This window comes from Acinetobacter sp. 231_lipA (assembly GCF_058243005.1).
The window spans coordinates 1,849,604-1,872,779 of sequence record NZ_JBZAYU010000001.1 but is presented as its reverse complement, the minus strand read 5'-3'; the positions used below and the strand labels follow the sequence as shown (position 1 = coordinate 1,872,779).

Here is a 23,176-nt window from a genome sequence, read left to right as displayed (position 1 = left end):
ACAGAAAATTAATATCCACTGTGCAAAAAGGCCCACCTTGTTGTGAGCCTCTTTTTAGAAACTTGGTAGCGGGAGCTGGATTTGAACCAACGACCTTCGGGTTATGAGCCCGACGAGCTACCAGACTGCTCCATCCCGCATCAACGTGCAAAAATTATATACAAATATGAACTATTTTTCAATCTAAATACTTCGTACTTGCTCTGATTTAGTTGCACCTAAATCAAATTGGTAGCGGGAGCTGGATTTGAACCAACGACCTTCGGGTTATGAGCCCGACGAGCTACCAGACTGCTCCATCCCGCAACAAAACGCAAAAATTATTCAATTTAATCACTTAAACTGCTTATTTTAGTTTGCATCTAAAATAAGATTGGTAGCGGGAGCTGGATTTGAACCAACGACCTTCGGGTTATGAGCCCGACGAGCTACCAGACTGCTCCATCCCGCAACAAAACGCAAAAATATTCTTAACTTAATCACTTAAGTTACTCACTTTAGTTTGCTTCTAAAATAAGATTGATTGGTAGCGGGAGCTGGATTTGAACCAACGACCTTCGGGTTATGAGCCCGACGAGCTACCAGACTGCTCCATCCCGCATCAACAGAATTTGCTGCATACACCAACTTAATCTTCTGGATTCATAAGTTGGTGCGGAAGGGGGGACTTGAACCCCCACGCCCGAAAGCACTACCACCTCAAGGTAGCGTGTCTACCAATTCCACCACCACCGCAGCTGTGACGCATTCTAGTAGCATCGTCACAAAAAAGAAAGGACTAATTCCAATTATTCGCTTGTTTTAGGTGCAGCTGGCGAAGTTTCAGTCGATTGTGCAGGTGCAGAACTTGTCGTTTGCACTGACTTTAAGCTATAGGCATCTGTGGTTTGCTTTTTGGCAAACACAGCCAACGACAAACTGGTGATAAAAAACAAGGCCGTCAAAACCGCAGTCAATCGGGTCAAGAAATTACCTGAACCTGATGCACCAAATACAGTTGCAGCACCGCCACCACCAAACGAAGCACCAGCATCTGCACCTTTACCATGCTGGACCAAAATCAGCACGATCATCAACACAGCTAAGATAATATGTACTACCAGCACAAAAGTTTGCATGCTGAACTCCTAATTATTTTGTATTTGCAAATGCTTCGACAATTTTATAAAACGACGTTGCATTTAAAGATGCCCCACCGACGAGTGCACCATTGATATCTGGACAGGCCGCTAACTCTACTGCATTTTCAGCTTTTACACTACCACCATATAAAATGGCCATGTTCCCGCCATGACTGGTAATTTGCGTGAGGCCTTCACGGATTTTAGCATGCATGGTTTGTGCATCTTCTGGTGAAGCGGTTTTTCCTGTACCAATGGCCCAAATCGGCTCGTAGGCAATCACAATATGAGGCCACTGCTCTGCCGTTACCACACTGGCTAACTCGCAAATTTGTTGTAAAACCACTACTTCTGCCTGACCAGACTCACGCTGCTCTAAACTTTCACCAACACAGTAAATGACGTTTAAACCCGCATTTAAGGCATTTTGAGCTTTCGCATTTAAAATTGCTGCGCTTTCAGCAAAATATTCTCGACGTTCTGAGTGACCAATCAAAACATATTCAATTTGACTATCTTTGAGCAGTTCTGCGCTTACCTCACCCGTATATGCACCCATGTTGCCAAAACGCGAAACATCTTGCGCCACAGTAAAAACTGAACGTGCAGCATTCGCCAATTCAACCTGCATTGAAGTCAAAGCCAGCGTCACAGGCGCAAGCCCAATATTACATTTTTCTTCTGCTATTTCATTCTCTTGCAAGAGCTGTTTAAATTCTTGAAGCAATTGCTTGGCATCTGCCTGCATTGGGTTCATCTTCCAATTGCCGACAACCCATGGCTTAATCGTCGAACCCGACATACAGCACCCTATTCAAAACAGTTCATTAAAACGGCCTCATTCTACACGGTATTTATTTTTCAAAGATAGTTTTCTTCTAGAATTTCTTCGGCAATCAAAATAATACGAGTGAAAATAAAGACATCTTTTTGTAAAAAAAACGTCTGCTATCACGACCAGTTCATGCTTTTAAGCGATATTAAGGTAGTGACAACACTTTCAGATATGGTATTTTTGTGCAACAAAAGTATAATTTTACGATACCAATTATAAACAATTGAGAAGTTAAGGATCTGGGGAATGTCAGTATCAAATGGTTTGCCTAAGTTCACAGGCTTCATTCGACGCTTAGTCGAAGACGGACGCATGCCTGCTGAAAATATGCAGCAGGCAATGCTCTCTGCAAAAAAAGCTCAGCAAGACATCGTTCCTTATCTGATTGAAAATTATAAACTCTCCCCACAAATGATCGCTGAGACGATTTCTTTGGAGTTTGGAGAGCCTGTTTTTGACTTAAGTGTCTATGATTCGGTACAAATTCTACGAGATCTGGTCGAAGACAAACTCATCACCAAGCATCGTGTGTTGCCGATTTACCGTCGTGGCAATATCCTCTATATCGCCACCAGCAATCCAACCAACATGGATGCGATGGACGCGATTCGTTTCAATTCTAAAATGAACATTGAAGCGATTATTGTTGAACATCCTCAGCTTGAAAAACTAATCGAACAAAATTTCGCGCAAGCCGATAGCTTTGAATTTTCTGATGAAGATATTGATTTAGACTTAGAGCAAGACCCTCAGAACTCAAATGACGAAGAAGATGACTCACCTCAAGGGGATGAAGCACCGATTGTCAAATACATCAATAAATTACTGATCGATGCGATTCGTATGGGCGCATCAGACTTACACTTTGAACCGTATGAAAAATCTTATCGTGTTCGTTATCGTGTAGATGGGGTTCTGCGTCATATTGCCAGTCCACCACTACAACTCGCGACTCGTCTTGCCTCACGTTTGAAAGTCATGTCACAAATGGACATTTCTGAAAAACGGGTTCCACAAGATGGTCGGATTAAATTAAAGCTGTCGAAAAGCAAAGCCATTGACTTCCGTGTCAACTCACTTCCAACCTTGTTTGGTGAAAAACTGGTTCTGCGTATTCTCGATCCATCCAGTGCTATGCTGGGGATTGATGCTTTAGGTTATGAACCAGATCAAAAAGACCTATTTATGCAGGCTTTAGACAAACCGCAAGGCATGTTGTTAATTACTGGCCCGACAGGTTCAGGTAAAACGGTATCGCTGTATACAGGTTTGAATATTCTAAATAAAGAAGACACCAATATTTCAACTGCGGAAGACCCTGTTGAGATTAACTTAGAAGGCATTAATCAGGTCAATGTGAACAATAAAGTCGGCCTCACCTTCTCTGCTGCGCTGAAGTCCTTCTTACGTCAAGATCCTGATATTGTGATGGTTGGTGAGATTCGCGACCTTGAAACAGCTGAAATCGCAATTAAAGCTGCACAGACAGGTCACATGGTCATGTCGACACTCCACACCAATAGTGCACCTGAAACTCTGACACGCTTACGTAATATGGGGGTTCCATCTTTTAACATTGCGACATCGGTCAATTTGGTGATTGCACAGCGTTTGGCACGCCGCTTATGCAGCCAATGCAAAGCCGCTGTCGATATTCCTGAACAAAGTTTGCTCGAAATGGGCTTTACTCCAACAGATATCAAAGATCCAGACTTCAAAGTGTATCAACCGGTGGGGTGTGCTGAGTGCCGTGAAGGCTATAAAGGACGTGTTGGTATTTACGAAGTTATGAAAGTCACGCCAGAAATTTCAAAAATTATTATGGAAGATGGCAATGCCTTACAGATTGCTGAAGCATCTGCAAAATTAGGATTTAACAATTTACGTCGTTCAGGTTTACTCAAGGTTATGCAGGGGGTCACTTCCTTACAAGAAGTGAATCGTGTAACCAGCGAATAGTTGAAATATTGAAAGAATAAGGATAAATGCATGGCTGTCAAAAAAGCACAGATGATGCCAACCTTCAATTATGAAGGGATTGATCGTAAAGGGGCAAAAATTAAAGGGGAATTGCCTGCACGTAATCTCGCCCTCGCCAAAGTTACTTTGCGCAAACAAGGGATTACCATCAAGAGTATTCGAGAAAAGAAAAAGAATATTCTTGAAGGGATAATGAAGAAAAAAGTGACGACACTGGACATCACGATTTTCACCCGACAGCTCGCAACCATGATGAAAGCGGGTGTACCACTGGTTCAAGGTTTTGAAATTGTGGCTGAAGGCCTAGAAAACCCATCTATGCGTGAAGTTGTCCTCGGCATTAAAGGTGAAGTTGAAGGCGGTAATACCTTTGCGGGAGCACTCAAAAAATATCCGCAATATTTCGACAACTTATTCTGTTCATTGGTTGAATCAGGCGAACAATCAGGTGCGCTGGAGACCATGCTGGACCGCGTAGCGGTCTATAAAGAAAAAAGTGAATTACTGAAACAAAAAATTAAAAAGGCCATGAAGTACCCAGCAACCGTGGTTGTGGTTGCTGTGATCGTAACCATTATTTTGATGGTCAAAGTTGTCCCAGTGTTCCAAGATTTATTCAGCTCCTTTGGTGCAGACTTACCTGCATTCACCCAAATGGTGGTAAATATGTCTGAATGGATGCAGAAATACTGGTTCATTTTGATTATTGTCGTTGGTGTTGTGATTACCGCTTTACTCGAAACCAAAAAGCGGAGTAAAAAGTTTCGTGACATGTTGGATAAAGCTGCACTGAAAGCCCCGATTTTTGGTGATTTAGTCTATAAAGCAATTATCGCGCGCTATAGCCGCACGCTGTCTACCACCTTTGCTGCGGGTGTACCCTTAATTGATGCCCTCGAGTCTACAGCGGGTGCAACCAATAACGTAGTCTATGAAGAAGCAGTGATGAAAATCCGTGAAGATGTCGCAACAGGACAACAACTTCAATTCGCGATGCGCGCTACCAATAAATTTCCATCGATGGCAGTACAAATGGTGGCGATTGGTGAAGAATCTGGTGCCCTCGATGCCATGCTGGATAAAGTTGCAACTCACTATGAAAACGAAGTCGATAATGCAGTGGATGGCTTAACCTCAATGATGGAGCCTCTCATCATGGCGATTTTGGGTGTACTTGTCGGTGGCCTAGTAATTGCCATGTATCTACCAATCTTCCAAATGGGTTCTGTGGTTTAATGCAAGAAATAATTTCCTATCTGATCAATACTCCAATGGCGCTTTATTTCGCCGTTGGAGTTTTTAGTTTGTGCATCGGTAGTTTTCTGAATGTGGTGATCTATCGCACTCCAAAAATGATGGAACAAGAATGGCGCACCGACTGCCAATTTCTACTTCATCCTGAACAGCCTATTATTGATGAAACAAAGCTCACGTTGAGCAAGCCTGCCTCAACCTGCCCCAAATGTAAAAGTGCCATACGCTGTTATCAAAATGTCCCTGTGATTAGTTGGTTACTGCTACGAGGAAAGTGTGGCACTTGCCATAACCCGATCAGTATTCGCTACCCTGCGATTGAACTCCTGACCGCCATGTGTGCATTGGTCGTGGTTGCAGTATTTGGCCCAACAATCCAAATGCTGTTCGGTCTCGTACTCACTTATATTTTAATCGCCTTAACTTTTATTGATTTTGACACTCAGCTTTTACCTGATCGCTATACCCTCACCCTTGCAGGTCTAGGCTTAGGGGTCAATAGTTATGCGATTTACACCACACCGACAGCGGCCATTTGGGGTTACATCATTGGCTTTTTATGCTTATGGATTGTCTACTATCTGTTTAAGCTCATCACAGGCAAGGAAGGTATGGGTTATGGTGACTTTAAGCTACTTGCTGCTTTAGGCGCATGGATGGGCCCTTTGCTGCTGCCGCTGATTGTGCTACTTTCCTCTTTCGTAGGTGCCATTATCGGCATCATTCTGCTCAAAGTGCGTAAAGAAAATCAGCCTTTTGCTTTTGGTCCATATATTGCCATCGCAGGTTGGATTGCCTTTTTGTGGGGTGAGCAAATTATGAAAATATACTTAGGCAATTAAAATAATATGTCATTTATTTTAGGTCTGACAGGTGGGATTGGCAGTGGAAAATCTGCGGCAAGCCACTGGTTTGAACAACAAGGCATTCAAGTGGTTGATGCCGATGTCGTTGCTCGAGAGATTGTTGCTGTAGGACAACCCGCACTTCAGCAAATTCAACGCAGCTTCGGCAATTGGGTCTTACTGGACAACGGCGAACTGAATCGACGTGCTTTACGTGAACACATTTTTCAAGACCCGTCTGCCCGTAAGCAATTGGAAAAGATCACGCACCCTGCAATTCGGCAGTCCATCATGCAACAATTACAAGCTGCGACCAGCCCTTATGCGATTTTGGTTTCACCGCTACTTTTTGAAACCAATCAGCATGAACTGACGCAACATACACTTCTCATCGATGCTTCAATTGATATCCAGATTCTTCGTGCTTCGCAGCGCGACCATCAAACCATTGAACAAATTCAAACCATCATTAAAGCGCAAATGTCCCGTGAACAAAAACAATCGTTAGCTGATGATATTGTGGTAAATGATGGACACTTGGAACACTTATACGCACAGCTCAGGCCTTTGCATTTAAAGTATTTAGCCCATTCAGAAGTCTAAAAAAAGCAGTCGATTATAACTGCTTTTTTTGTTGCGCGAGTTGGGCTTTCAGGCTGTCCTGCCGTATCCAACGCCATGGCTGCAAGGCCCCGACCCCCATTCCCACAAGACCACATAAAATGGCAACACTCAAAGGCTCATTGAGCAAAGGAACCGCAATAATCGCAGCAATAAAAGGCGCCAAAGTCACAATACTGCCTGTTTTAAATGCCCCCAAACGCTTAATGGCTTCCACATAAGTGAGTGTCGCCACGATGACTACGAACACACCATGAAATACCACCTGAGCAATCAATTGCACAGGTTGCACATACGCTATGGTTTTGGGTAGGAATAAAACATAAATCGGCACAAAAATAATCGCAGCCCAAATCGCAACACCTGCCATGGAGTGCCATGCCGACAGTTTCCACTGTCTCAATAAAACGGTAAATGTTCCCCACAGCACAGCACTGAGGAAAAACAAGCCATCACCTAAACTAAAAGCAACACCTGTTTCTTGATACATCAGCCCACTCATGGCCGTCAGTGCGAGCAACATAATACTGAGACTGAGCCAAGTATGCCGGTCAAACGGTTGTCGAAATAGCAGATAAGCTGCAACAGCTGTGCAAAGCGGAATGCAGCCATTGAGAAAGATCGCAGCATGTGCCGCAGGCACATAATGAAAAGCGCTATAAGCGGTGATGCAGTAACACACCCCACCAATCATCGCCAAAATAAAAGGCTCTTTCTTCCACAAAAAGGCGGTATCTTTTTTATAGATCAAGATTGGCATTAAGATGCAAAACGCCAACAGAAAACGTAAGGCGGTAATATCCCACGCACCAATACCCCAATTGGCACTGAGCCGCGCCGTTAAGGTAAATCCCCCCCAAATACACATGGTGATGGCAATAAAGACATAGCCTTGTTTTTGAGAGGTCATCATTGGGCTTACATTGAATCAGAAATTAAAAAACTTAGACATTACGTTGACGGCATGCTTCATACAAAGCCATACCCGTTGCTACACTGACATTCAAACTTTGTAGATTGCCCGCCATCGGAATATAAACCGTTTGATCGCATTGAGACTGGGTAATTGGACGCAGACCAGTATCTTCAGCACCCATCACCACACATACAGCCGTTCCAGTAAAATCGAACTGTTGTAGCGGCAAGGCTTTTTCATCCAACATGGTACCGACCACACGCACATTAAACTCATCTTTAATTTGCGCTAAAGTCCGAGCCAAATTGGTCACTTGGATAAATTTGACTTTTTCAGCACCACCTGCCGCAACTTTGCGCGCGGTCGGGGTCAAACTTGCAGAACGATCACGAGGCACAATCACGGCCTCAACGCCCATTGCAGCCGCGGTACGGATACATGCGCCGAGGTTATGCGGATCGGTGACTTGGTCTAAACCCAGCAATAAACAATTTGGCGATTGTTTCAGTAAGGCTTCTAAATCTTTTTCATTGAAAACTGGATTAGGACGGACCGCAGCCACAACCCCTTGGTGAAATGGCAAGCCCGCCATTTTTTCTAATCGATCACGACCGGTTTGTTGTACGCTAATACCAAACGGTTCAGCCAACTCAAGCACACGCTTTAAACGCTGGTCATCACGCCCTTTTAAGGTAAAAAGTGTCAGTACACGTTCAGGTTCAAGTTCCAACAATGACTCCACCGAATGAACGCCATAGAAATATTCAGGTTTAGCCATGTAGGACCTCTAAAAGATAAATGACCATCGACACGATGTGCCAAAAATAAAAATCCTGTAAAGCTGACTTTACAGGATTGCTGTGCAACAGATAGTTTAACCGATTTCGCTTGAAATTACTTGGCGAGTGTCAGTTGAAAGCTTAACCTTCTAGATGGCACACGTAGTCCAATACGTCGTCAGTTTCAATTTTAAAACGACTATTGCCAGGCACATAAAAAGACTGACCTGCGCGGAACAATTCGCTCTCTTCGCTGTCTGCAATCTGCACACGACATTCGCCTGAAATAATTTCCATACGCTCTGGCACATGTGTTTCGAACGTCAATGCTTGCTCTGTCGGTAGAATGACACCTAAAGTTTTTTTGGTACCATCTTCAAACTGTACAGTATGGCTAATGCATAACCCGCCAAAATAAACATTGGATTTTTTAATGACAGAGACATGATCGAACTGAGTTGACATGCATACACTCCAGATAATGCGCATTTATAATCATATTGATGTGCTAGTTTAAAGATGTGCGATTAACTAATCAATCCATGTTTTATTCCATTCAATCAATATTTTGTTAAAGTCCGACCATCGTACAATTGCCTCAATTTCTAGCCCATTTTGGCTTGTTTTTTGCCCGTGCGTCGGTTCCCTGAGTCGTGCTCTTTCTGTATACACCGCATACCCACAAATTTGTGCTGTGTTTGCTATAACAGTCGGATTTAAAAAATCTGCTAGGTCGACTTTCAGATTCACGTTAAAATAAGCCGACTTTGCACAAAACGAATAGCGTTGCCGTCTTGTCGGCTGAATAAAACTTCACTATCTTAAACTAAAACTTTTCGCAGCTCGGATGCGTTTATGCTGACACATTTAACTTTAATTAATTTTGCTTTAGCCGATCACTTAGCACTTGATATCGATCAAGGTTTTAATGTCCTGACTGGGGAAACAGGTGCAGGCAAATCATTATTGCTAGATGCTCTGTCCGCCTGTCTGGGAGAACGTACTGACACCAACTATGTCCGTTTCGGTTCAGACAAAGCCGATGTCACGGCTATTTTCAGCTATCAAGAGCACAGCCCTGAAGCCATATGGCTAAAGGCACATGAGTTAGATGATGAGTCAGGAGAAATTCATCTAAGACGGGTTATTTTTGCCACTGGCCGTAGCAAAGCATGGATTAATGGTCGTCCGAGTAGCTTAGCTGAATTGAAAGAAATCGGGCGTTTGCTGGTACAACTGTATAGTCAACACAGTCAACAACAGCTATTAGAGCCGCCTTATCCAAGACGCTGGTTAGACCTCTATCATAACTTCTACCCAGAAGCGCAAGCTGTGCGTGAAGCCTATAGCACATGGCAAAAAGACATTCGTCAGCACCAAGCAGCATTGGATGCTCAAGCCACGCGTAAACAGCGTATAGATACTTTGAGTTTACAATTAGAAGAACTCGAAGATGTGGTGCAAATCGACTATAAAGAGATTGAACAAGAGTTCGACCGCTTGTCGCATCATGAAAATATCATGCAGGACTGTAGTTATGCTGTTACGGCCTTAGATGATGCTGAACAAAATATTAATCAAGAAATTTCCAGCATCATTCGCCGCTTAGAATCACATGCAGGACGCAGTGAACAGTTGGCCGAGATTCATACTTCTTTGCTGAATGCACAAAGTGAGCTTGACGATGCCACGGCTAATCTCCGTCAGTTTATTGACCGTCAAAGTTATGACCCAGAACGTATGGAAGAGTTGAACACCCAGCTTGAGATGTTCCACCGTTTTGCCCGTAAGTACCGCACGCAGCCAGAACACTTAAAACAAGAGCATGAACAATGGCAATCTGAACTGGCACAACTCCATTTATTAGAAGATCCAGAAACGCTTGCCGAGCAAGTTGAAGTCTCACATCAGGACCTGTTAAATAAAGCCCAGTACCTTGACCAAATTCGTCGCGATGCAGCCGCACCATTGGCAAAACATTTAACCGAACAGGTCAAACAATTGGCTCTGCCTGAAGCGCACTTTGAGTTTAAGTTTGAACCAATGGAGCAGGTTTCTAGTGAAGGCCTAAGTTTTATCCAATTACTGTTCACCGCCAACAAAGGCATCCCACCGCAACCATTAGCCAAAGTTGCCTCAGGGGGGGAGTTGTCACGTATCGCGTTGGTGATGCAAGTGATGAATGCTGAAAAAACTGAAGCTGAAGTTTTAGTTTTCGATGAAATTGACGTCGGTATTAGCGGTGGCACAGCCGAAATTGTTGGTCGTCTCTTGGCCGACTTGGGTTCGCATGTGCAAATTCTGTGTATTACCCACCAAGCTCAAGTTGCAGCACAGTCCGACCAGCACTTGTTGGTGAAAAAACGTCAGACCGACCCTGCCAGTAGCACCATTTTAAACTTAGAAGAAGATGAGCGTATCGATGAGCTCGCACGCATGACAGGCGGCGTTGAAATCAATGACACTACACTACAACATGCCAAGCAATTACGTCAGTTGAAGTTTCAATCCGCCTAATTTATGTAGACTGGATCACAAAAAAAGATTTGGAGAAAGTGCATTAGTCTAGTAACGTGGTAGATAACAACATTTGACTAGAAGCATTTTAATTTCAAGGAGAAGCCTTTAGGTGAGCAAACAATATCTGACGCATCGCTGTCTCATTGCCCCACCCGATATGGCAGATGAAGTCTTTGCCCATACCGTGATTTATTTGGCCCGACACGATGAGGAAGGTGCTCAAGGCATCATCATCAACCGCCCTTCAGGACTTTCAGTCAAAGAACTGCTCAATGATCTTGAAATTGAAGCCGATCACGTACGACCACATGATGTTCTCCAAGGTGGGCCTTTGCGTCCAGAAGCTGGCTTTGTCTTACATACGGGTCAGCCGACATGGCACTCTTCCATTGCGGTGGGGGAAAATATCTGTATCACCACGTCTAAAGATATTTTAGATGCGATTGCGCATAATGAAGGTGTGGGTCGCTATCAAATTGCTTTGGGCTATACCAGTTGGACCAAAAACCAATTGGAAGATGAGCTGTCTCGTGGTGATTGGCTAGTCTGCGATGCTGATATGGATTTGATTTTTAATATTCCTTATGACGACCGTTGGGACGCTGCCTATAAAAAGCTCGGGCTGGACCGAACCTGGTTGTCTTCTGAGATTGGACATGCCTGATTTAAACACACCTCAAATGATTATGGCATTTGATTTTGGTACACAAAAAATGGGCATGGCAGTCGGTCAAGCACTGATTGAAAGTGCAACACCTTTGGCTTTGTTTCCCATGAAAGATGGCATCCCCAATTGGGATGAACTGCATAAAATTATTAAGCAATATCAACCCAATGTATTTTTAGTCGGATTACCACTCAATATGGATGATAGCGAGTCGGAATTATCTGCTCGAGCACGTAAGTTCGCACGTCGTTTACGTCATCAAACCAATATTGAAACATGGATGGTGGATGAACGCTTAAGTACTCGTGCAGCCCGTGATGAGCTGAGCCATTATCATGCGCAAGGCCGAGGCAAAAAACTTTCTGCTGATAGCCTTGCCGCAACCTTGTTTATTGAAAGCTGGTATCGCGATCCTGAAGGTCTTACACCTTAAGTAAGACTTTCTTAAAACAGATGACATGGGTTTTATGACTGGAGTCGGATCTCAACACATCAAATAGCGTTCAAAAAAAAGCATCCTCATCGGATGCTTTTTTTGAAATGAACAGAGGTCAATTTAGTGCTGTGACTCGGTAATATGTACTGTCACGGTTCGCCCCGCGACAAATGCCAATTCATTTTTCGGAATATCATCCAGTGCAATTTTCACAGGAACGCGCTGCGCTAAACGTACCCAACTAAAAGTTGGGTTTACATTGGCCAATAAACCTGTACTTGTAGTTCGTTCACGATCTTCAATGCCTGAAGCAATCCCCTGCACATGCCCTTTTAAGATGTTTGAGTCGCCCATCAACTGTACCGTAGCGGGCGCACCCAAATATATTTTATTTAACTTGGTTTCTTCAAAATAACCAACCACATAAAGCTGTGAGCGATCTAATAATGCCGCTACCGCCTGCCCCACTTTGACATAATTCCCTGCTTTCATCTCAAAATTAGACAGTGTGCCATCGGCTGGTGCCACCACTTCGGAACGGTTCAAGTTTAATTCAGCCAAATGTAGATTACTGGTGGCTACATCGATTAATGCCTGTTGCTGCGCAATATTGGCTTTGGCCTGCTGAATCGCCGCTTGCATTTGTTCATGTTCGGCATGTGATTGATCTCGTACGGCAAACATCTGATCTTGTTCTTGCTTTGATATAGCACCATCCATCAAATTGGCATAGCGTTCTGCATTTTTATCGGCCAAGTGATTATTGGCTTGTGATTTGGTCAAATTGGCTTTGCTTTGAAACAACTCCGCTTCGGCAGCAGCCAAACTGGCTTTGGCTTTAGCCAAGTCTGATTTGGCTTGTTCCACATCAAGCGCCTGACGCGCCACATCAATTTTAAACAGCACCTGCCCTTGTTTGACGCTTTGATTATCATGCACTAAAACTTCCGTGACTAAGCCTGATACATCGGAAGACACTTGAATCACATCGCCACGAACCCGCCCATCACGTGTCCACGGTTCAGCATTATAATAATGCCAAAGATGCACGAGCACCGCGATCGCGATACCCGCAATCAGCACTAAAGTGATGGGGCGGCTCAGTTTACGCCAATCAAAGGATGCCATTTCATTTTACCTCATTCATTTCAATCAGATGTGCGCTTAGGCAAAGCTCACGATAAAACCCCAATGGACTACGCCAAGCACAGTAATGTAGAGGCATAAATAAAAAATACTGGGTAAAAAAATCCAGCCTTTGTCGACCCAAGGATCGGTCACCCGCATGAGTAACCGTAATACGATGTAGGCCAATACCGCCTGAATGACCAAAACTGGCACATACACACCATAGATATTAAGTTCACCCATCGTTATGCTCCCAGCAAACGGACTTGAGACATTTCGTCCCATGTCGCATGACAGAGACTGCTTTGAATATTATTCAGTGAAACTTGCAAACGCCGAGCAATGCTTAGGTCTTGCAGCTGTATAAGCTCGGCCTGAATGATCTGAATTTTGTCCAAAATGTGTTGTCTGACCTGTAGGTCGCTATGGTCTAATTCTTTAGCGTGAAAATAAGCATCCATTTGGCTTTGTAGTTCTTGTAGATGCAGCGTGATAGAGGCCTGCATAGGCATTTTTTCAATCAGTTCTTGCACCCGAGTTAAATCAATCACCGCACTGGATTCAATCAGAGCCAAATTGATTTTTTGCTTCAAGCGATCGGACTGTACCAATTTGGTATTCAGTACGCCTATCCGATCCAACATACTGCGCAAATGCACTCTAAATTCCACCCCATAAGGTAAATAAAGCGCTTGTCGTATCGCTTTATAATGTAAAGACAGGATTCGCTTGGCGGTAATGTCCGGCGACATCGCACGCACCAAGTGAATCACATAGACAGAAATGATGGGGCCAAGCACCGTCCCAATCGATGCATCAAAAAACATCACTTGGTCAAGGTGATAACGGTTTTGCAGGTTTAAGCCCATGACCACACCCATTATCAAAGGTAGCGCTAAACCTGTGAGTGGTGGATGTAAAAACAGCATCAGACAGTACATACAAAAAGGGGCCAACACCACAGCCAACATCCAAAAAGCACTAATGTGCGGAAAGATGCCATAAGCATAAATAAAGACAATAATCGCCGCATATAGACTGGCACGGATAAAGATTTTTAAGGCAGGAACAGGATTGTCCATGCTGGTCAGAATACAGGCACAAATAGCGGCCATCTCTGCCATCATAAAACCCGCTTTCCAACCACTGATAATCCAAAAGCCAGTCGCCACAAGCACCACAATAAAAGCTGAAATGCCGCCACGCACGGCTACGCCATGATCTCGATGTAAGTTGGGATAGTTGGTACTCATCGGGGTCACGATTGCGGGTAAGTTGTCATCCCCCTGTTGGATACGCTGCCAAATCAACTTAATAGCACGTATATTTTGGGTGAAATGACGCACATCCATTTTTAAACTGGCCAACATGACTTGCTGCTGTGGCAAGGCACTATCAAACACGGCTTGAAAACTCGACTCAAACTGCTCAGGTAGCTGGTTTAAGTCCTGCTCTAAAATGACCTGATCACTTTGTAAAAATTTTACAATCTGTGCGTGCGCCTTTTCTAAAGCTGGACGGTAGCGTGAGTCAATGTGATCTAACTGCTGAATTCGCTCGGCCATGGCCACCAAGTTTGTCACCAACATACTGAGTTGATGCAGCATTTCTTGGAGCGGTTTGGTCATGCCCTGCAAGGTCGATTTTTCATAGCTCAAGTGCACGGCCATCACATGAATATCGGCAATATCCCGCGTGATATGACTAAGCGTAGTGCTGTAATTAATGGCCTTAACATCATCTGTCAGGATCTGATCAAAAACCGCTCGAGTGTCTTGAAAAATCTGTGAAACACGGGTTTTGACTACGGGACCAATATGCATGGGAAACAGTACCGCATTCACCACTGCACTACACAGTACTCCCACCGTGATTTCAATACAGCGACCAATCGCCATATCAAACATGGAAGTAGTTTCAATGTTATAGACAATGTTGTAGCAAATAATGACCGTGGTATAGCCCGCCAACATAAAAATATAGCTACGCGGCGTCCGATCCAACAATGAAAAATATAGACAAAACCCGACCCATGTGGCTAAAAATAACGCGAACAATTCTGGAGTGTTGATCAGGTTTGGCGTGACTGCAATCGAAACAATCGCTCCCAGCAACGTGCCCAATACCCGATAAAGACTTTTTGAGGAGGTCATACCCGCATATGGGTTTGCGATGACGAAGACCGTTCCAATCGCCCAAATGGGATAAGCCAAATCTAATGAAAATGCGACATAAAGTGAAAGCATGCCTGCCAAAAAGGTTTTCGTCGCAAAAATCCAGTCCAATTTATTTGGACGGAATGCGAGTAACTGTTTGGTGAGGAACATAAATTCATCTCTAAATGCGCTGGATGACAACATTTAAACAATTCTTCCACACAGCATTGCTCAGACAAACAGCATCACTTCGTCCTCACCTCATGCGAAGACGGATGAAAAAATAATTCAATAAATGAAGTCTTTTACAGACATGGTCAAAGACAGCGCCATGTTGAAAGGAAAGAAAATAGCTCAACAAATAACAAAAGCATTATTCATTAAAAGACATTTATAATGATAATTTTTCCAAAAATATGAATTTTTGTCAATTAAAATATCTCAATATGATAATTTACATTTTTTTAAGATCATATTTCACCCCTTTTATTGCGTTACAAATGCTGATAAAAGTCCACGAAAGCCATGCGCTCAGAACGAAAGCCATGTCGAGTCTAGGGTTTTTGTTATATAGTAACTGTCGTTCAAATGGCTTTTATTTTGACTAAGTAGGTTCTTATGGCACTTTCAAGTTTCGGTAAAATTCTCACTGTCTTAGACCTCTTTTCTGTGTCACGCCCGATTATCAATGTCGATATCATCAGTGCCGAACTGGGGCTATCACAGCCCACCAGTTACCGTTACTTAAAGGAATTGGTATCCGCAGGACTTTTACAGCGCTTAAGTGGAACCAGCGGCGACTATACTTTAGGCTCTCAAATTGCTGTGTTGGACTATATCTCTCGAACCACAGACCCACTCTTACAAATCAGCATTCCTTTTATGCAAGACATCGTTGAGCGAACGGAGTTTTGCTGTATCCTCACCCAGCTCAACGCAGAGCACTGTATTGACCTATATGGTGAAGTCTTTAAAGACCTTGAGTTATTTTCTTATGGGCGCGGTTGCCCACGTCCCGTATATTTAGGTTCATCGCCTAAAGTGGTGATTTCACAGCTCAGCAAAGCTAAAATTATTGAATATTATCAAAAGTTTTCGGCTCAGCTGGCCGAAGTCAATTTTGCTGCGAGCCAAGATGAATTTTTACAGAAAATGAAAGCCATTAAGAAACAGGGCTACTATTTTTCAAATGGCGAGTTTGACCCCAACCTTGCCAGTCTGTCTGTACCAGTCAAATTTTCACCCAAAGATACACCGTTGGCACTGACCTTATTGGCTTCGAAAAACCGGTTTGAATTTGTGGATCTGAAAAAAATGGTTGAAATATTAAGACATAGTGCCTTACAGATCGAACAGAAATGCCATCTGCTGCATAATATTGAAGCTTAATTATACTTAGCGTTGAAGCGTTGGATAGAAATAGCGAAAGGTTAAATTCAGACGCGGCTCAGTGATTTTACTGGATTTCATCAAAGCATGTTTCCAGTAGCGCTGGGTCTGTCCACGCATCACGATCAATTGCCCGCTGTGCAACATCAGCTCGATTTTCTCTGGTTTAAACTTGTGCTTAAAGCAAAACTTACGGGTTGCACCAAAACTGAGTGAGGCAATCACCACATTTTCTTGCTGCGGCGAACGTAGTGAAGGCTCATCATCACTATGCCAGCCCACGGCTTGGTTGCCATTTTCATATAAATTGGCTAAGCATGAGTTAAATGGATGTCCCACCAGTTGCTCAATATGGTGTTTTAAACGAAACAAAGCGGGATGCCATAACAGTGCTTGCTTGGCACTACCTGAATAATGATATTGGTACTCGGCATCGCCATACCACACCACTTTTCGTTCCGTGACATAACGTTTGCCATACAGTACGACTTCGTCAGGTTGCCATGCCAAATGTGCTAAAAAATAATCCAAATATTTCGCACTTTGCTCCGCAGTTAAAATCAAGCCCAAGTCCTGCACCTGCCCATCAAATGGGAGCAAGTTTGCTTGTGGTTCAGGACTAAATAGATCTAAGGTCATGACTTTTCCTCCTTTGCAAACAGTTTAACTGAATTCAGAACGACACAAATCAAAACAAAGTCACAGCTTGTCGCCTAGCCTCCTTATGCATACACTCATGTGAACTTTCACAATAAAAAGAAGCATGTATGAACCTTTGGCAGTTGTTTCAAAAGCTTTGCCCCTTTGTCCGTCCCTATCGGATATTGGTGATTGCGACCTTGATCCTGACGCTGATTGGCTCCTTCACCGCGCAGGTCAATGCTCTAACTTTGCAATACGCCGTCGACAGTATCAACCGTCTGGTCGAACAAGGCCAAGGACTGACCGAAGGCCTACATATTTTGATCACCATTTCTGTGATTTTACTCAGTAAAGAAATCATCAGTGCCTTGGTGCAGTTTGGTCAAAAGTTTTATGGGGAAAAGCTCCGCATTCTGGTATCGCAAGACTTGGCGCAAAGCATTATCGAAAAATTTCTCAGCTACCGTTTGGCCTTTTTTAATGCCGATCAGAACCAAGCAGGTAAGCTACAAACGCGAATTGACCGTGGCATTGGCTCACTCACCCGTCTGGTACAAATCTTTTTTATCGATATTTTGCCACTTTTTAGCAGTGCCATTGTGGCGCTGGGGCTGATGTACTATGCCAACTTCTACGTCGGTTTGGTGGCGACCAGTATTATCCCAATTTACTTTTGGCTGACCTTCCAACAAGCTAAGAAACTGGGCGGATGGCGACGCAACCTGCGTGATGGCCGTGAAAAAAAGAGCCAAGGCATTCTCAGTATTATCCAGTCGATTAGCGTGATTAAGTCCTTTAACCGAGAGTCCATTGAGTCGACCAAACAACTGAAATTGCAAAAAGCACTGACCGATAACCAGATGCAAACGCGTCAGCTCAGTTTCTTATTTGATGGCTTAAAGACCTTTATTGAACAAATCGGGATTGTGCTGATCATCATCCTCACGGCGTACTTTGTACTCGATGGGAAAATGAGCATTGGCATGATCATGTTTCATATTTTATTGTTCAATAATGTCTCTGCGCCAATTCGTTCATTGCACCGTATTTATGATGAAGTGAATGATGCGATGATTTACGCGGAAAGTTTTTTTAAAATTTTAGAAGCCGATGAAGAAATCGAGCAGAGTGGTGCACTCAAACCCGTCATTCAGGGAAAATTCAGCCTAAAGAATGTCGATTTTTTCTATCCGAATGGTCACCATGCTTTAAAACAAATCAACATGGAAATTCGACCCAACAAAATCACGGCCTTGGTCGGTTTATCCGGTGCAGGCAAATCCACTTTAATTAGCTTATTGGATAAATTTTATCAGCCCGAAGCAGGAAAAATTGAGCTCGATGGAATTGATTTACAAGACATCGACACCGCCTATTTACGCGATCACATTGGCCTCGTCTTACAGAAAAATCACATTTTTCAAGGCAGTATTTTAGACAATATTCGCTATGGAAAAATCAATGCCAGTGATGAAGAGGTCTATGCTGCCGCAGAAAAAGCCTCTATTCATGAACAAATTTTGCAGCTACCCGCAGCTTATCAATCCGATGCACTGATGCTTTCAGGTGGGCAACAACAGCGCATTGCACTGGCACGGATGTTCCTCAAAAATCCACCTATTATTTTTCTCGATGAACCAACTGCCAGCCTCGATGCCATTGCTAGCGAGCAAATTAAACAGAGCCTCGATGAGATCAAACAAGGGCGAACGGTGATTATTATTTCGCATAGTTTGTCACAAATTATCGATGCCGATTATACCTATGTCATGAAGGAAGGCTGTATTGCAGAACATGGGGAACATGAAGCGCTGTACCGTCAGGATGGAGTCTATAAAGAAATTTTTGATGCCATGGCCAAGAGCCTCAATATTGAAAAAATTGCCAAGACTTTTGAAGATGATACTGAGGAAGAAACGCATAGCTAATGAATCTCAGGTACAAAAAAAGCTCCCTCAGGAGCTTCTCGACCTCTAAACTAAGGCTGTTTTAAGTAAGGCCAAGCCGCTTTGAGGTAAATAAACATCGACCACAAAGTCAAAATTACCGCGGTATACAACAATGCATAAGCCAACATTTCAAGCGGCTGCCAATTCAGTAAGAACACGGTAATCGCAATCATTTGAAAAGCGGTTTTATATTTCCCAACCGTAGACACGGCTACATTGGTACGCGCGCCTAACTCTGCCATCCATTCACGCAGTGCTGACACCGTAATTTCACGGGAAATAATTACAATCGCCGCAAATGCCATCGAAATTTCTGGTTTCCACTGCACCAACACGATCAGTGCTGCTGCCACCATCAATTTATCCGCAACAGGGTCTAAGAAACGCCCAAATGCAGAGGTCTGATTTAAAGTCCGCGCCAAATAACCATCGAACCAATCTGTCACCGCTGCAACGACAAAAATAGACGTCAACAAAATATGACGAGACATACTTACCGCTTGTTCAGCGATACCCATTACAGGGGGCCAATAGGCCACCAACAAAAAGACCGGAATTAAGGCAATACGCGCCAAGGTCAAGATATTAGGAATATTCAGGATGCGACCTGTAGTCATAAACACCGCCAGTTGTTTCCCTCATGTACGATGAAAATGCACACTTTTTTGAGGTTTAATCCATCGTTAATAGCGCCCACTTTATACGAATTGACCTAAGGTGTCACTAGGCAAACACGGTAACTGTTTGACGCGAAATTGCAATTAAACGATTCTGATCATCCCACAAATAGGCGGCTTCGGTGGAATATCCATCCGCAGCATATTGCGTTTCAACGCGGTACTTCATCCAATCGTGTAACTGATTTTTCAGCGGATGCACATAGGTCAAATGCCATGTTAGCGAACTGGCAGGTGCCATACTTTTAAACATCGGTAGCACCCCTGGTGGCCAAATGTCCATCGACACCATGAGGTCGGCTACGGTCATATCTCGATTTTCATGTAAGTCTGGATTAAAGCGATACCAGCCAGAAAAGTCAGGCTTTGGGCTGGCTGTACACGGATACTGCCCTGTCACCCAAACCATATCTAGCTGCTTAAAGCACTCAGGCGCAAGCGGATGATGCGGTGCTGCTGTCAGACCATCAACCGATGGAAACGCTGGTGCTACAGGTTCTTGATGCACATGGATACTCGATTCACGCTGTGTCCCAAAGCTTGCCACCAAAATACTTTGAACTGCATCATCTTGCCATAAACGTACTTCCAAGGTCGTAACCGACTTACCTTGACGTAAAATCTCGCTGGTTAAACGAACTTTGGCCTGTTGTACTGGGCCAACAAAAGTCACGCTACAACTGAGTAAATGCTTCGTGTCATCGGCAAGAGTCAACAATGCTTTTTGCATCATTAAACCTGCGACCAGTCCCCCATAGATCGTGCGTCCCTGTAACCAACCTGTAGGAATATCAATCCATTCTTGTTCTGCTAAAGCTTGATAACTGTGTTGAAGTGACATGTGGCATCCTTGTTTTAAATTCCGTCCATATCTTTACAACACAATTCAACCAATGTGAATGATCAATGACCCATGCGTCAATGAGCACTTTTGCCAACGCAGTAGATGCGGTTCTACTCATGCAAAACTTTATAAATAGTACGGGCCATCACTTCGCCCAAACCGGGGACTAGGGTTAAGTCTTTTTCGGAGGCTTTCAACACCCCTTGAATCCCACCAAAGTGCGTCAACAAATCGCGGCGGCGTTTCGGCCCCAACCCCGGAATCACTTCCAAAATCGATGAACCCCGTTTTTTATCACGTTTAGCCCTGTGTTTAGTAATCGCAAACCGATGTGCCTCATCACGTACCTGTTGTATCAAATGCAACGCTTTATGATCTTCAGGCAACTGAATTTTAGTTCCATCGGTAAAGTGTAGGGTTTCAAGGCCCGGTTTACGCCCTTCACCTTTTGACACCCCGACCATAAAGGCCTCTAAACCCAGCTCTTGCATGACTTCCATCGCCATATGCAACTGCCCTTTGCCACCATCAATCAGCAATAAATCAGGCAGCATGGCTTTTTTGTAACGACGGGTCAGCGCTTGACGCATTGCGGCATAGTCATCACCCGCGGTAATGTCTTGAATTGAAAACTGACGATAATCGCGCTTACGAATGCCGCCACTGTCGAACACCACACACGAAGCAACGGTTTCTTCGCCCATGGTATGTGAGATGTCAAAACATTCGATCCGATCAATCGGACGCCCCACCACTTGTTCAAGTTGATGGAAACGCTCATTCAGTTCAAAGTGATTGGCCAATTGCCCTTTGATCGCATGCTGCACATTCATCTGTGCCAGCTCTAACCACTCTGCACGTGTCTCACGCACGCTATGTTTAATTTGTACTTTCTTATCAAACTGTTGTTGTAACGCTTGTTCCAGTTCTTTTCGATCGGGCAATTCAACATTTACAATCAACTCACTGGGTACTTCATCTGCCACTTGGAAATAAAAGTTCGCTATGAAGTCAGCCAGCATTTGCCCCAAATCATCTCCGAGCATATCTGGGAAGTAGCTTTTACCTCCGAGCATTTTCCCGTTGCGCACATGCATGATCTGCACACAGGTCACTCCTGCCTGATAGGCAATCGCTAAAATATCTGCCTCACCTTTGAGCTTATAAATAGCTTGTTGAGACTGGACATCCCGCAGCAGCGCCATACGGTCACGGTAAAACACCGCTTTTTCAAACTCTAGGGCTTCGGCCGCTTGCTCCATTTTCGCAATCAGTTCTTGATTCAGCTCTTTGGTGTCCCCTTGTAAAAAACGAATCGAGTTATCGACATCATTTTTATACTCTTCAGGGCTAATGAGTCCCACACACGGTGCTGAACAACGTTTGATTTGATACTGCAAACAAGGACGCTTACGCTGTGAAAAATAGCTATTTTCACACTGACGAACATTAAACAGCTTTTGCAAAACCAACAAAGTATCCCGTGCATTATAAGCACTCGGATACGGTCCAAAAAACTTTCCAACTTGGTGTTTGCCTTTGCCTCGACCCGATGCAATCCGTGGATAAGGTTTATCGGCAGAGACAAAGATATACACATAGGACTTATCGTCCCTGAGCATGATGTTATACGGAGGACGGTGCAGCTTAATCAGGTTTTGTTCAAGCAGGAGCGCTTCAGTTTCGGAACGAACGACTAAGGTTTCGATGTCATAAATACGCGCCACCAAAGCTTGGGTCTTCGGGTGCTCAATGGTTTTGACAAAATAGCTCGAGACACGATTTTTTAAATTTTTCGCTTTGCCCACATACAGTAGTTCACCGTCTTTGCCGAGCATGCGATAAACGCCCGGCAGTGTGGTCATATTAGCTAGAATTTTTTCGATATGTTCTCGTGCGTTTTCGTTCACAGGGTTCCCTAATTTTCTCGGCTCGCCGTCAACTGTTTTGCGTAGGCTTAGCCTTTGATCTGTCTTTTAGATTGGGCATGTCTGACGCATTTCAAGCACATGACAAGTGCATTTCAAAGCTAGTCTGGCTAGTAAAAGACGTTGATGCTGAGGTTGAAGGCTTATTCCAGATCCATCGCTTCAAAATCGATCCGTTCAAACACACCTTGCTCATTGCGGGCAAAGTGACTTCCCGCAGGCGCATTTAAGTGAGCAATGATGTCCGTATCATAGTTGGCAATCACATTGACCTCATAAAAACCTAAATTTTCAGGGTCTTCAATATAGTCATCTCCTTCTTCACCCGATAAAAAAACCCAACCACTTTCCTCACTAGATTGTGCTTCTTCACGGTACATGTAGGCTACTTTTAGGCCTTGCACCGTAATCATATCTGAAGCGATACAACTTCCCATATGCGGTACTAAAGTTTGAATTTGTGTCGGACTCAATTGATACGACTTCATA

General features: G+C 43.8%; 22 protein-coding genes and 5 tRNA genes. 9 read left to right on the top strand and 18 right to left on the bottom strand.

Features of this window, described 5'->3' with window-relative positions:
* Positions 1-63: 63 nt before the first annotated feature.
* The 7 genes from AC4CUX_RS09215 to tpiA all read right to left on the bottom strand — a co-directional run bounded on the left by AC4CUX_RS09215 (position 64) and on the right by tpiA (position 1,923).
* Positions 64-140: transfer RNA gene (locus AC4CUX_RS09215), tRNA-Met, on the bottom strand.
* Positions 141-229: 89 nt separating this feature from the next.
* A tRNA-Met gene (locus AC4CUX_RS09210) sits at positions 230-306 on the bottom strand.
* A 68-nt stretch (positions 307-374) separates the two neighbouring features.
* Positions 375-451: transfer RNA gene (locus AC4CUX_RS09205), tRNA-Met, on the bottom strand.
* Positions 452-524: 73 nt separating this feature from the next.
* Positions 525-601: transfer RNA gene (locus tag AC4CUX_RS09200), tRNA-Met, on the bottom strand.
* A gap of 49 nt (positions 602-650) precedes the next feature.
* Positions 651-735: transfer RNA gene (locus AC4CUX_RS09195), tRNA-Leu, on the bottom strand.
* Between the two features lie 53 nt (positions 736-788).
* Positions 789-1,118: a preprotein translocase subunit SecG gene (gene secG, locus AC4CUX_RS09190; RefSeq protein WP_004692710.1), complete on the bottom strand. Its 330-nt coding sequence runs from the start codon at positions 1,116-1,118 to the stop codon at positions 789-791.
* A 13-nt stretch (positions 1,119-1,131) separates the two neighbouring features.
* The gene (gene tpiA / locus AC4CUX_RS09185; protein ID WP_279689907.1) at positions 1,132-1,923 is read right to left on the bottom strand and encodes a triose-phosphate isomerase; all 792 of its coding nucleotides are present in this window, start codon (positions 1,921-1,923) and stop codon (positions 1,132-1,134) included.
* 279 nt (positions 1,924-2,202) lie between these two features.
* Here tpiA and pilB point away from each other — a divergent pair, with 279 nt between their 5' ends.
* Genes pilB through coaE form a run of 4 tightly spaced genes read left to right on the top strand, consistent with a single transcriptional unit; the run spans position 2,203 to position 6,638 of the window.
* Complete coding sequence (pilB, locus tag AC4CUX_RS09180; RefSeq protein WP_279689909.1) at positions 2,203-3,915, top strand: type IV-A pilus assembly ATPase PilB; 1,713 nt, start codon at positions 2,203-2,205, stop codon at positions 3,913-3,915.
* Positions 3,916-3,945: 30 nt separating this feature from the next.
* Positions 3,946-5,172, top strand: coding sequence for a type II secretion system F family protein (locus AC4CUX_RS09175; protein WP_279689911.1), 1,227 nt, complete (start codon positions 3,946-3,948; stop codon positions 5,170-5,172).
* Positions 5,172-6,032 (top strand): prepilin peptidase, encoded by an 861-nt coding sequence (locus tag AC4CUX_RS09170; protein ID WP_279689914.1) that lies wholly within the window; start codon positions 5,172-5,174, stop codon positions 6,030-6,032. Before AC4CUX_RS09175 ends, AC4CUX_RS09170 begins: the two co-directional genes overlap by 1 nt.
* Before the next feature lie 6 nt (positions 6,033-6,038).
* On the top strand, positions 6,039-6,638 hold the full coding sequence (gene coaE / locus AC4CUX_RS09165; RefSeq protein WP_279689916.1) for a dephospho-CoA kinase: 600 nt from the start codon (positions 6,039-6,041) through the stop codon (positions 6,636-6,638).
* 13 nt (positions 6,639-6,651) lie between these two features.
* On the opposite strand, the gene AC4CUX_RS09160 is transcribed toward coaE, so the two are convergent.
* The 3 genes from AC4CUX_RS09160 to ppnP all read right to left on the bottom strand — a co-directional run bounded on the left by AC4CUX_RS09160 (position 6,652) and on the right by ppnP (position 8,816).
* Positions 6,652-7,569 (bottom strand): DMT family transporter, encoded by a 918-nt coding sequence (locus AC4CUX_RS09160; protein WP_201953373.1) that lies wholly within the window; start codon positions 7,567-7,569, stop codon positions 6,652-6,654.
* Positions 7,570-7,600: 31 nt separating this feature from the next.
* Entirely contained in the window at positions 7,601-8,350 is a 750-nt protein-coding gene (rlmB, locus tag AC4CUX_RS09155) for a 23S rRNA (guanosine(2251)-2'-O)-methyltransferase RlmB (RefSeq protein ID WP_004692717.1), read from the bottom strand.
* A gap of 142 nt (positions 8,351-8,492) precedes the next feature.
* Positions 8,493-8,816, bottom strand: a complete 324-nt coding sequence (ppnP, locus tag AC4CUX_RS09150; protein WP_078388524.1) for a pyrimidine/purine nucleoside phosphorylase — start codon at positions 8,814-8,816, stop codon at positions 8,493-8,495.
* Positions 8,817-9,206: 390 nt separating this feature from the next.
* Here ppnP and recN point away from each other — a divergent pair, with 390 nt between their 5' ends.
* The 3 genes from recN to ruvX all read left to right on the top strand — a co-directional run bounded on the left by recN (position 9,207) and on the right by ruvX (position 11,971).
* Complete coding sequence (gene recN, locus AC4CUX_RS09145; RefSeq protein WP_201953370.1) at positions 9,207-10,868, top strand: DNA repair protein RecN; 1,662 nt, start codon at positions 9,207-9,209, stop codon at positions 10,866-10,868.
* A gap of 112 nt (positions 10,869-10,980) precedes the next feature.
* The gene (locus tag AC4CUX_RS09140) at positions 10,981-11,535 is read left to right on the top strand and encodes a YqgE/AlgH family protein (protein WP_004692720.1); all 555 of its coding nucleotides are present in this window, start codon (positions 10,981-10,983) and stop codon (positions 11,533-11,535) included.
* Positions 11,528-11,971, top strand: a complete 444-nt coding sequence (gene ruvX / locus AC4CUX_RS09135; protein WP_062035179.1) for a Holliday junction resolvase RuvX — start codon at positions 11,528-11,530, stop codon at positions 11,969-11,971. Before AC4CUX_RS09140 ends, ruvX begins: the two co-directional genes overlap by 8 nt.
* Before the next feature lie 123 nt (positions 11,972-12,094).
* On the opposite strand, the gene AC4CUX_RS09130 is transcribed toward ruvX, so the two are convergent.
* Genes AC4CUX_RS09130 through AC4CUX_RS09120 form a run of 3 tightly spaced genes read right to left on the bottom strand, consistent with a single transcriptional unit; the run spans position 12,095 to position 15,429 of the window.
* A complete protein-coding gene (locus AC4CUX_RS09130; RefSeq protein WP_201953367.1) occupies positions 12,095-13,102 on the bottom strand; it encodes an HlyD family secretion protein in 1,008 nt (335 codons plus the stop codon).
* 36 nt (positions 13,103-13,138) lie between these two features.
* The gene (locus AC4CUX_RS09125; protein WP_004692723.1) at positions 13,139-13,345 is read right to left on the bottom strand and encodes a DUF1656 domain-containing protein; all 207 of its coding nucleotides are present in this window, start codon (positions 13,343-13,345) and stop codon (positions 13,139-13,141) included.
* A 2-nt stretch (positions 13,346-13,347) separates the two neighbouring features.
* The gene (locus AC4CUX_RS09120; protein ID WP_201953817.1) at positions 13,348-15,429 is read right to left on the bottom strand and encodes an FUSC family protein; all 2,082 of its coding nucleotides are present in this window, start codon (positions 15,427-15,429) and stop codon (positions 13,348-13,350) included.
* Positions 15,430-15,876: 447 nt separating this feature from the next.
* On the opposite strand from AC4CUX_RS09120, the gene AC4CUX_RS09115 reads away from it, so the two are divergent.
* Positions 15,877-16,647, top strand: a complete 771-nt coding sequence (locus AC4CUX_RS09115; protein WP_004692725.1) for an IclR family transcriptional regulator — start codon at positions 15,877-15,879, stop codon at positions 16,645-16,647.
* Positions 16,648-16,653: 6 nt separating this feature from the next.
* On the opposite strand, the gene AC4CUX_RS09110 is transcribed toward AC4CUX_RS09115, so the two are convergent.
* Positions 16,654-17,286 carry an alpha-ketoglutarate-dependent dioxygenase AlkB family protein gene (locus tag AC4CUX_RS09110; RefSeq protein WP_201953365.1) on the bottom strand — a complete coding sequence of 211 codons (633 nt, stop codon included), beginning with the start codon at positions 17,284-17,286 and terminating at the stop codon, positions 16,654-16,656.
* A gap of 128 nt (positions 17,287-17,414) precedes the next feature.
* Between AC4CUX_RS09110 and AC4CUX_RS09105 the strand changes: the two genes are divergently transcribed.
* Positions 17,415-19,217 carry an ABC transporter ATP-binding protein gene (locus AC4CUX_RS09105; protein ID WP_201953362.1) on the top strand — a complete coding sequence of 601 codons (1,803 nt, stop codon included), beginning with the start codon at positions 17,415-17,417 and terminating at the stop codon, positions 19,215-19,217.
* Positions 19,218-19,267: 50 nt separating this feature from the next.
* Here AC4CUX_RS09105 and pgsA read toward each other — a convergent pair whose 3' ends face one another.
* The 4 genes from pgsA to AC4CUX_RS09085 all read right to left on the bottom strand — a co-directional run bounded on the left by pgsA (position 19,268) and on the right by AC4CUX_RS09085 (position 23,175).
* Positions 19,268-19,855 carry a CDP-diacylglycerol--glycerol-3-phosphate 3-phosphatidyltransferase gene (pgsA, locus tag AC4CUX_RS09100; RefSeq protein WP_004692729.1) on the bottom strand — a complete coding sequence of 196 codons (588 nt, stop codon included), beginning with the start codon at positions 19,853-19,855 and terminating at the stop codon, positions 19,268-19,270.
* Between the two features lie 106 nt (positions 19,856-19,961).
* Positions 19,962-20,756: a thioesterase family protein gene (locus tag AC4CUX_RS09095; RefSeq protein ID WP_178928553.1), complete on the bottom strand. Its 795-nt coding sequence runs from the start codon at positions 20,754-20,756 to the stop codon at positions 19,962-19,964.
* Between the two features lie 113 nt (positions 20,757-20,869).
* On the bottom strand, positions 20,870-22,669 hold the full coding sequence (uvrC, locus tag AC4CUX_RS09090; protein WP_005400952.1) for an excinuclease ABC subunit UvrC: 1,800 nt from the start codon (positions 22,667-22,669) through the stop codon (positions 20,870-20,872).
* Positions 22,670-22,830: 161 nt separating this feature from the next.
* Positions 22,831-23,175: a DUF2185 domain-containing protein gene (locus AC4CUX_RS09085; RefSeq protein WP_004692732.1), complete on the bottom strand. Its 345-nt coding sequence runs from the start codon at positions 23,173-23,175 to the stop codon at positions 22,831-22,833.
* Position 23,176: the final 1 nt, after the last annotated feature.

Bases quoted from the DNA above. Each gene is read 5' to 3' on its own strand.
- ruvX (WP_062035179.1), top strand. From the start codon at position 11,528: ATGCCTGATTTAAACACACCTCAAATGATTATGGCATTTGATTTTGGT.
- rlmB (WP_004692717.1), bottom strand. From the start codon at position 8,350: ATGGCTAAACCTGAATATTTCTATGGCGTTCATTCGGTGGAGTCATTG.
- AC4CUX_RS09125 (WP_004692723.1), bottom strand. From the start codon at position 13,345: ATGGGTGAACTTAATATCTATGGTGTGTATGTGCCAGTTTTGGTCATT.
- AC4CUX_RS09175 (WP_279689911.1), top strand. From the start codon at position 3,946: ATGGCTGTCAAAAAAGCACAGATGATGCCAACCTTCAATTATGAAGGG.
- AC4CUX_RS09110 (WP_201953365.1), bottom strand. From the start codon at position 17,286: ATGACCTTAGATCTATTTAGTCCTGAACCACAAGCAAACTTGCTCCCA.
- AC4CUX_RS09095 (WP_178928553.1), bottom strand. From the start codon at position 20,756: ATGTCACTTCAACACAGTTATCAAGCTTTAGCAGAACAAGAATGGATT.
- AC4CUX_RS09120 (WP_201953817.1), bottom strand. From the start codon at position 15,429: ATGTTCCTCACCAAACAGTTACTCGCATTCCGTCCAAATAAATTGGAC.
- pilB (WP_279689909.1), top strand. From the start codon at position 2,203: ATGTCAGTATCAAATGGTTTGCCTAAGTTCACAGGCTTCATTCGACGC.
- secG (WP_004692710.1), bottom strand. From the start codon at position 1,118: ATGCAAACTTTTGTGCTGGTAGTACATATTATCTTAGCTGTGTTGATG.
- coaE (WP_279689916.1), top strand. From the start codon at position 6,039: ATGTCATTTATTTTAGGTCTGACAGGTGGGATTGGCAGTGGAAAATCT.
- AC4CUX_RS09170 (WP_279689914.1), top strand. From the start codon at position 5,172: ATGCAAGAAATAATTTCCTATCTGATCAATACTCCAATGGCGCTTTAT.
- recN (WP_201953370.1), top strand. From the start codon at position 9,207: ATGCTGACACATTTAACTTTAATTAATTTTGCTTTAGCCGATCACTTA.
- AC4CUX_RS09105 (WP_201953362.1), top strand. From the start codon at position 17,415: ATGAACCTTTGGCAGTTGTTTCAAAAGCTTTGCCCCTTTGTCCGTCCC.
- AC4CUX_RS09160 (WP_201953373.1), bottom strand. From the start codon at position 7,569: ATGATGACCTCTCAAAAACAAGGCTATGTCTTTATTGCCATCACCATG.
- AC4CUX_RS09085 (WP_004692732.1), bottom strand. From the start codon at position 23,175: ATGAAGTCGTATCAATTGAGTCCGACACAAATTCAAACTTTAGTACCG.
- AC4CUX_RS09130 (WP_201953367.1), bottom strand. From the start codon at position 13,102: ATGGCATCCTTTGATTGGCGTAAACTGAGCCGCCCCATCACTTTAGTG.
- pgsA (WP_004692729.1), bottom strand. From the start codon at position 19,855: ATGACTACAGGTCGCATCCTGAATATTCCTAATATCTTGACCTTGGCG.
- AC4CUX_RS09115 (WP_004692725.1), top strand. From the start codon at position 15,877: ATGGCACTTTCAAGTTTCGGTAAAATTCTCACTGTCTTAGACCTCTTT.
- ppnP (WP_078388524.1), bottom strand. From the start codon at position 8,816: ATGTCAACTCAGTTCGATCATGTCTCTGTCATTAAAAAATCCAATGTT.
- tpiA (WP_279689907.1), bottom strand. From the start codon at position 1,923: ATGTCGGGTTCGACGATTAAGCCATGGGTTGTCGGCAATTGGAAGATG.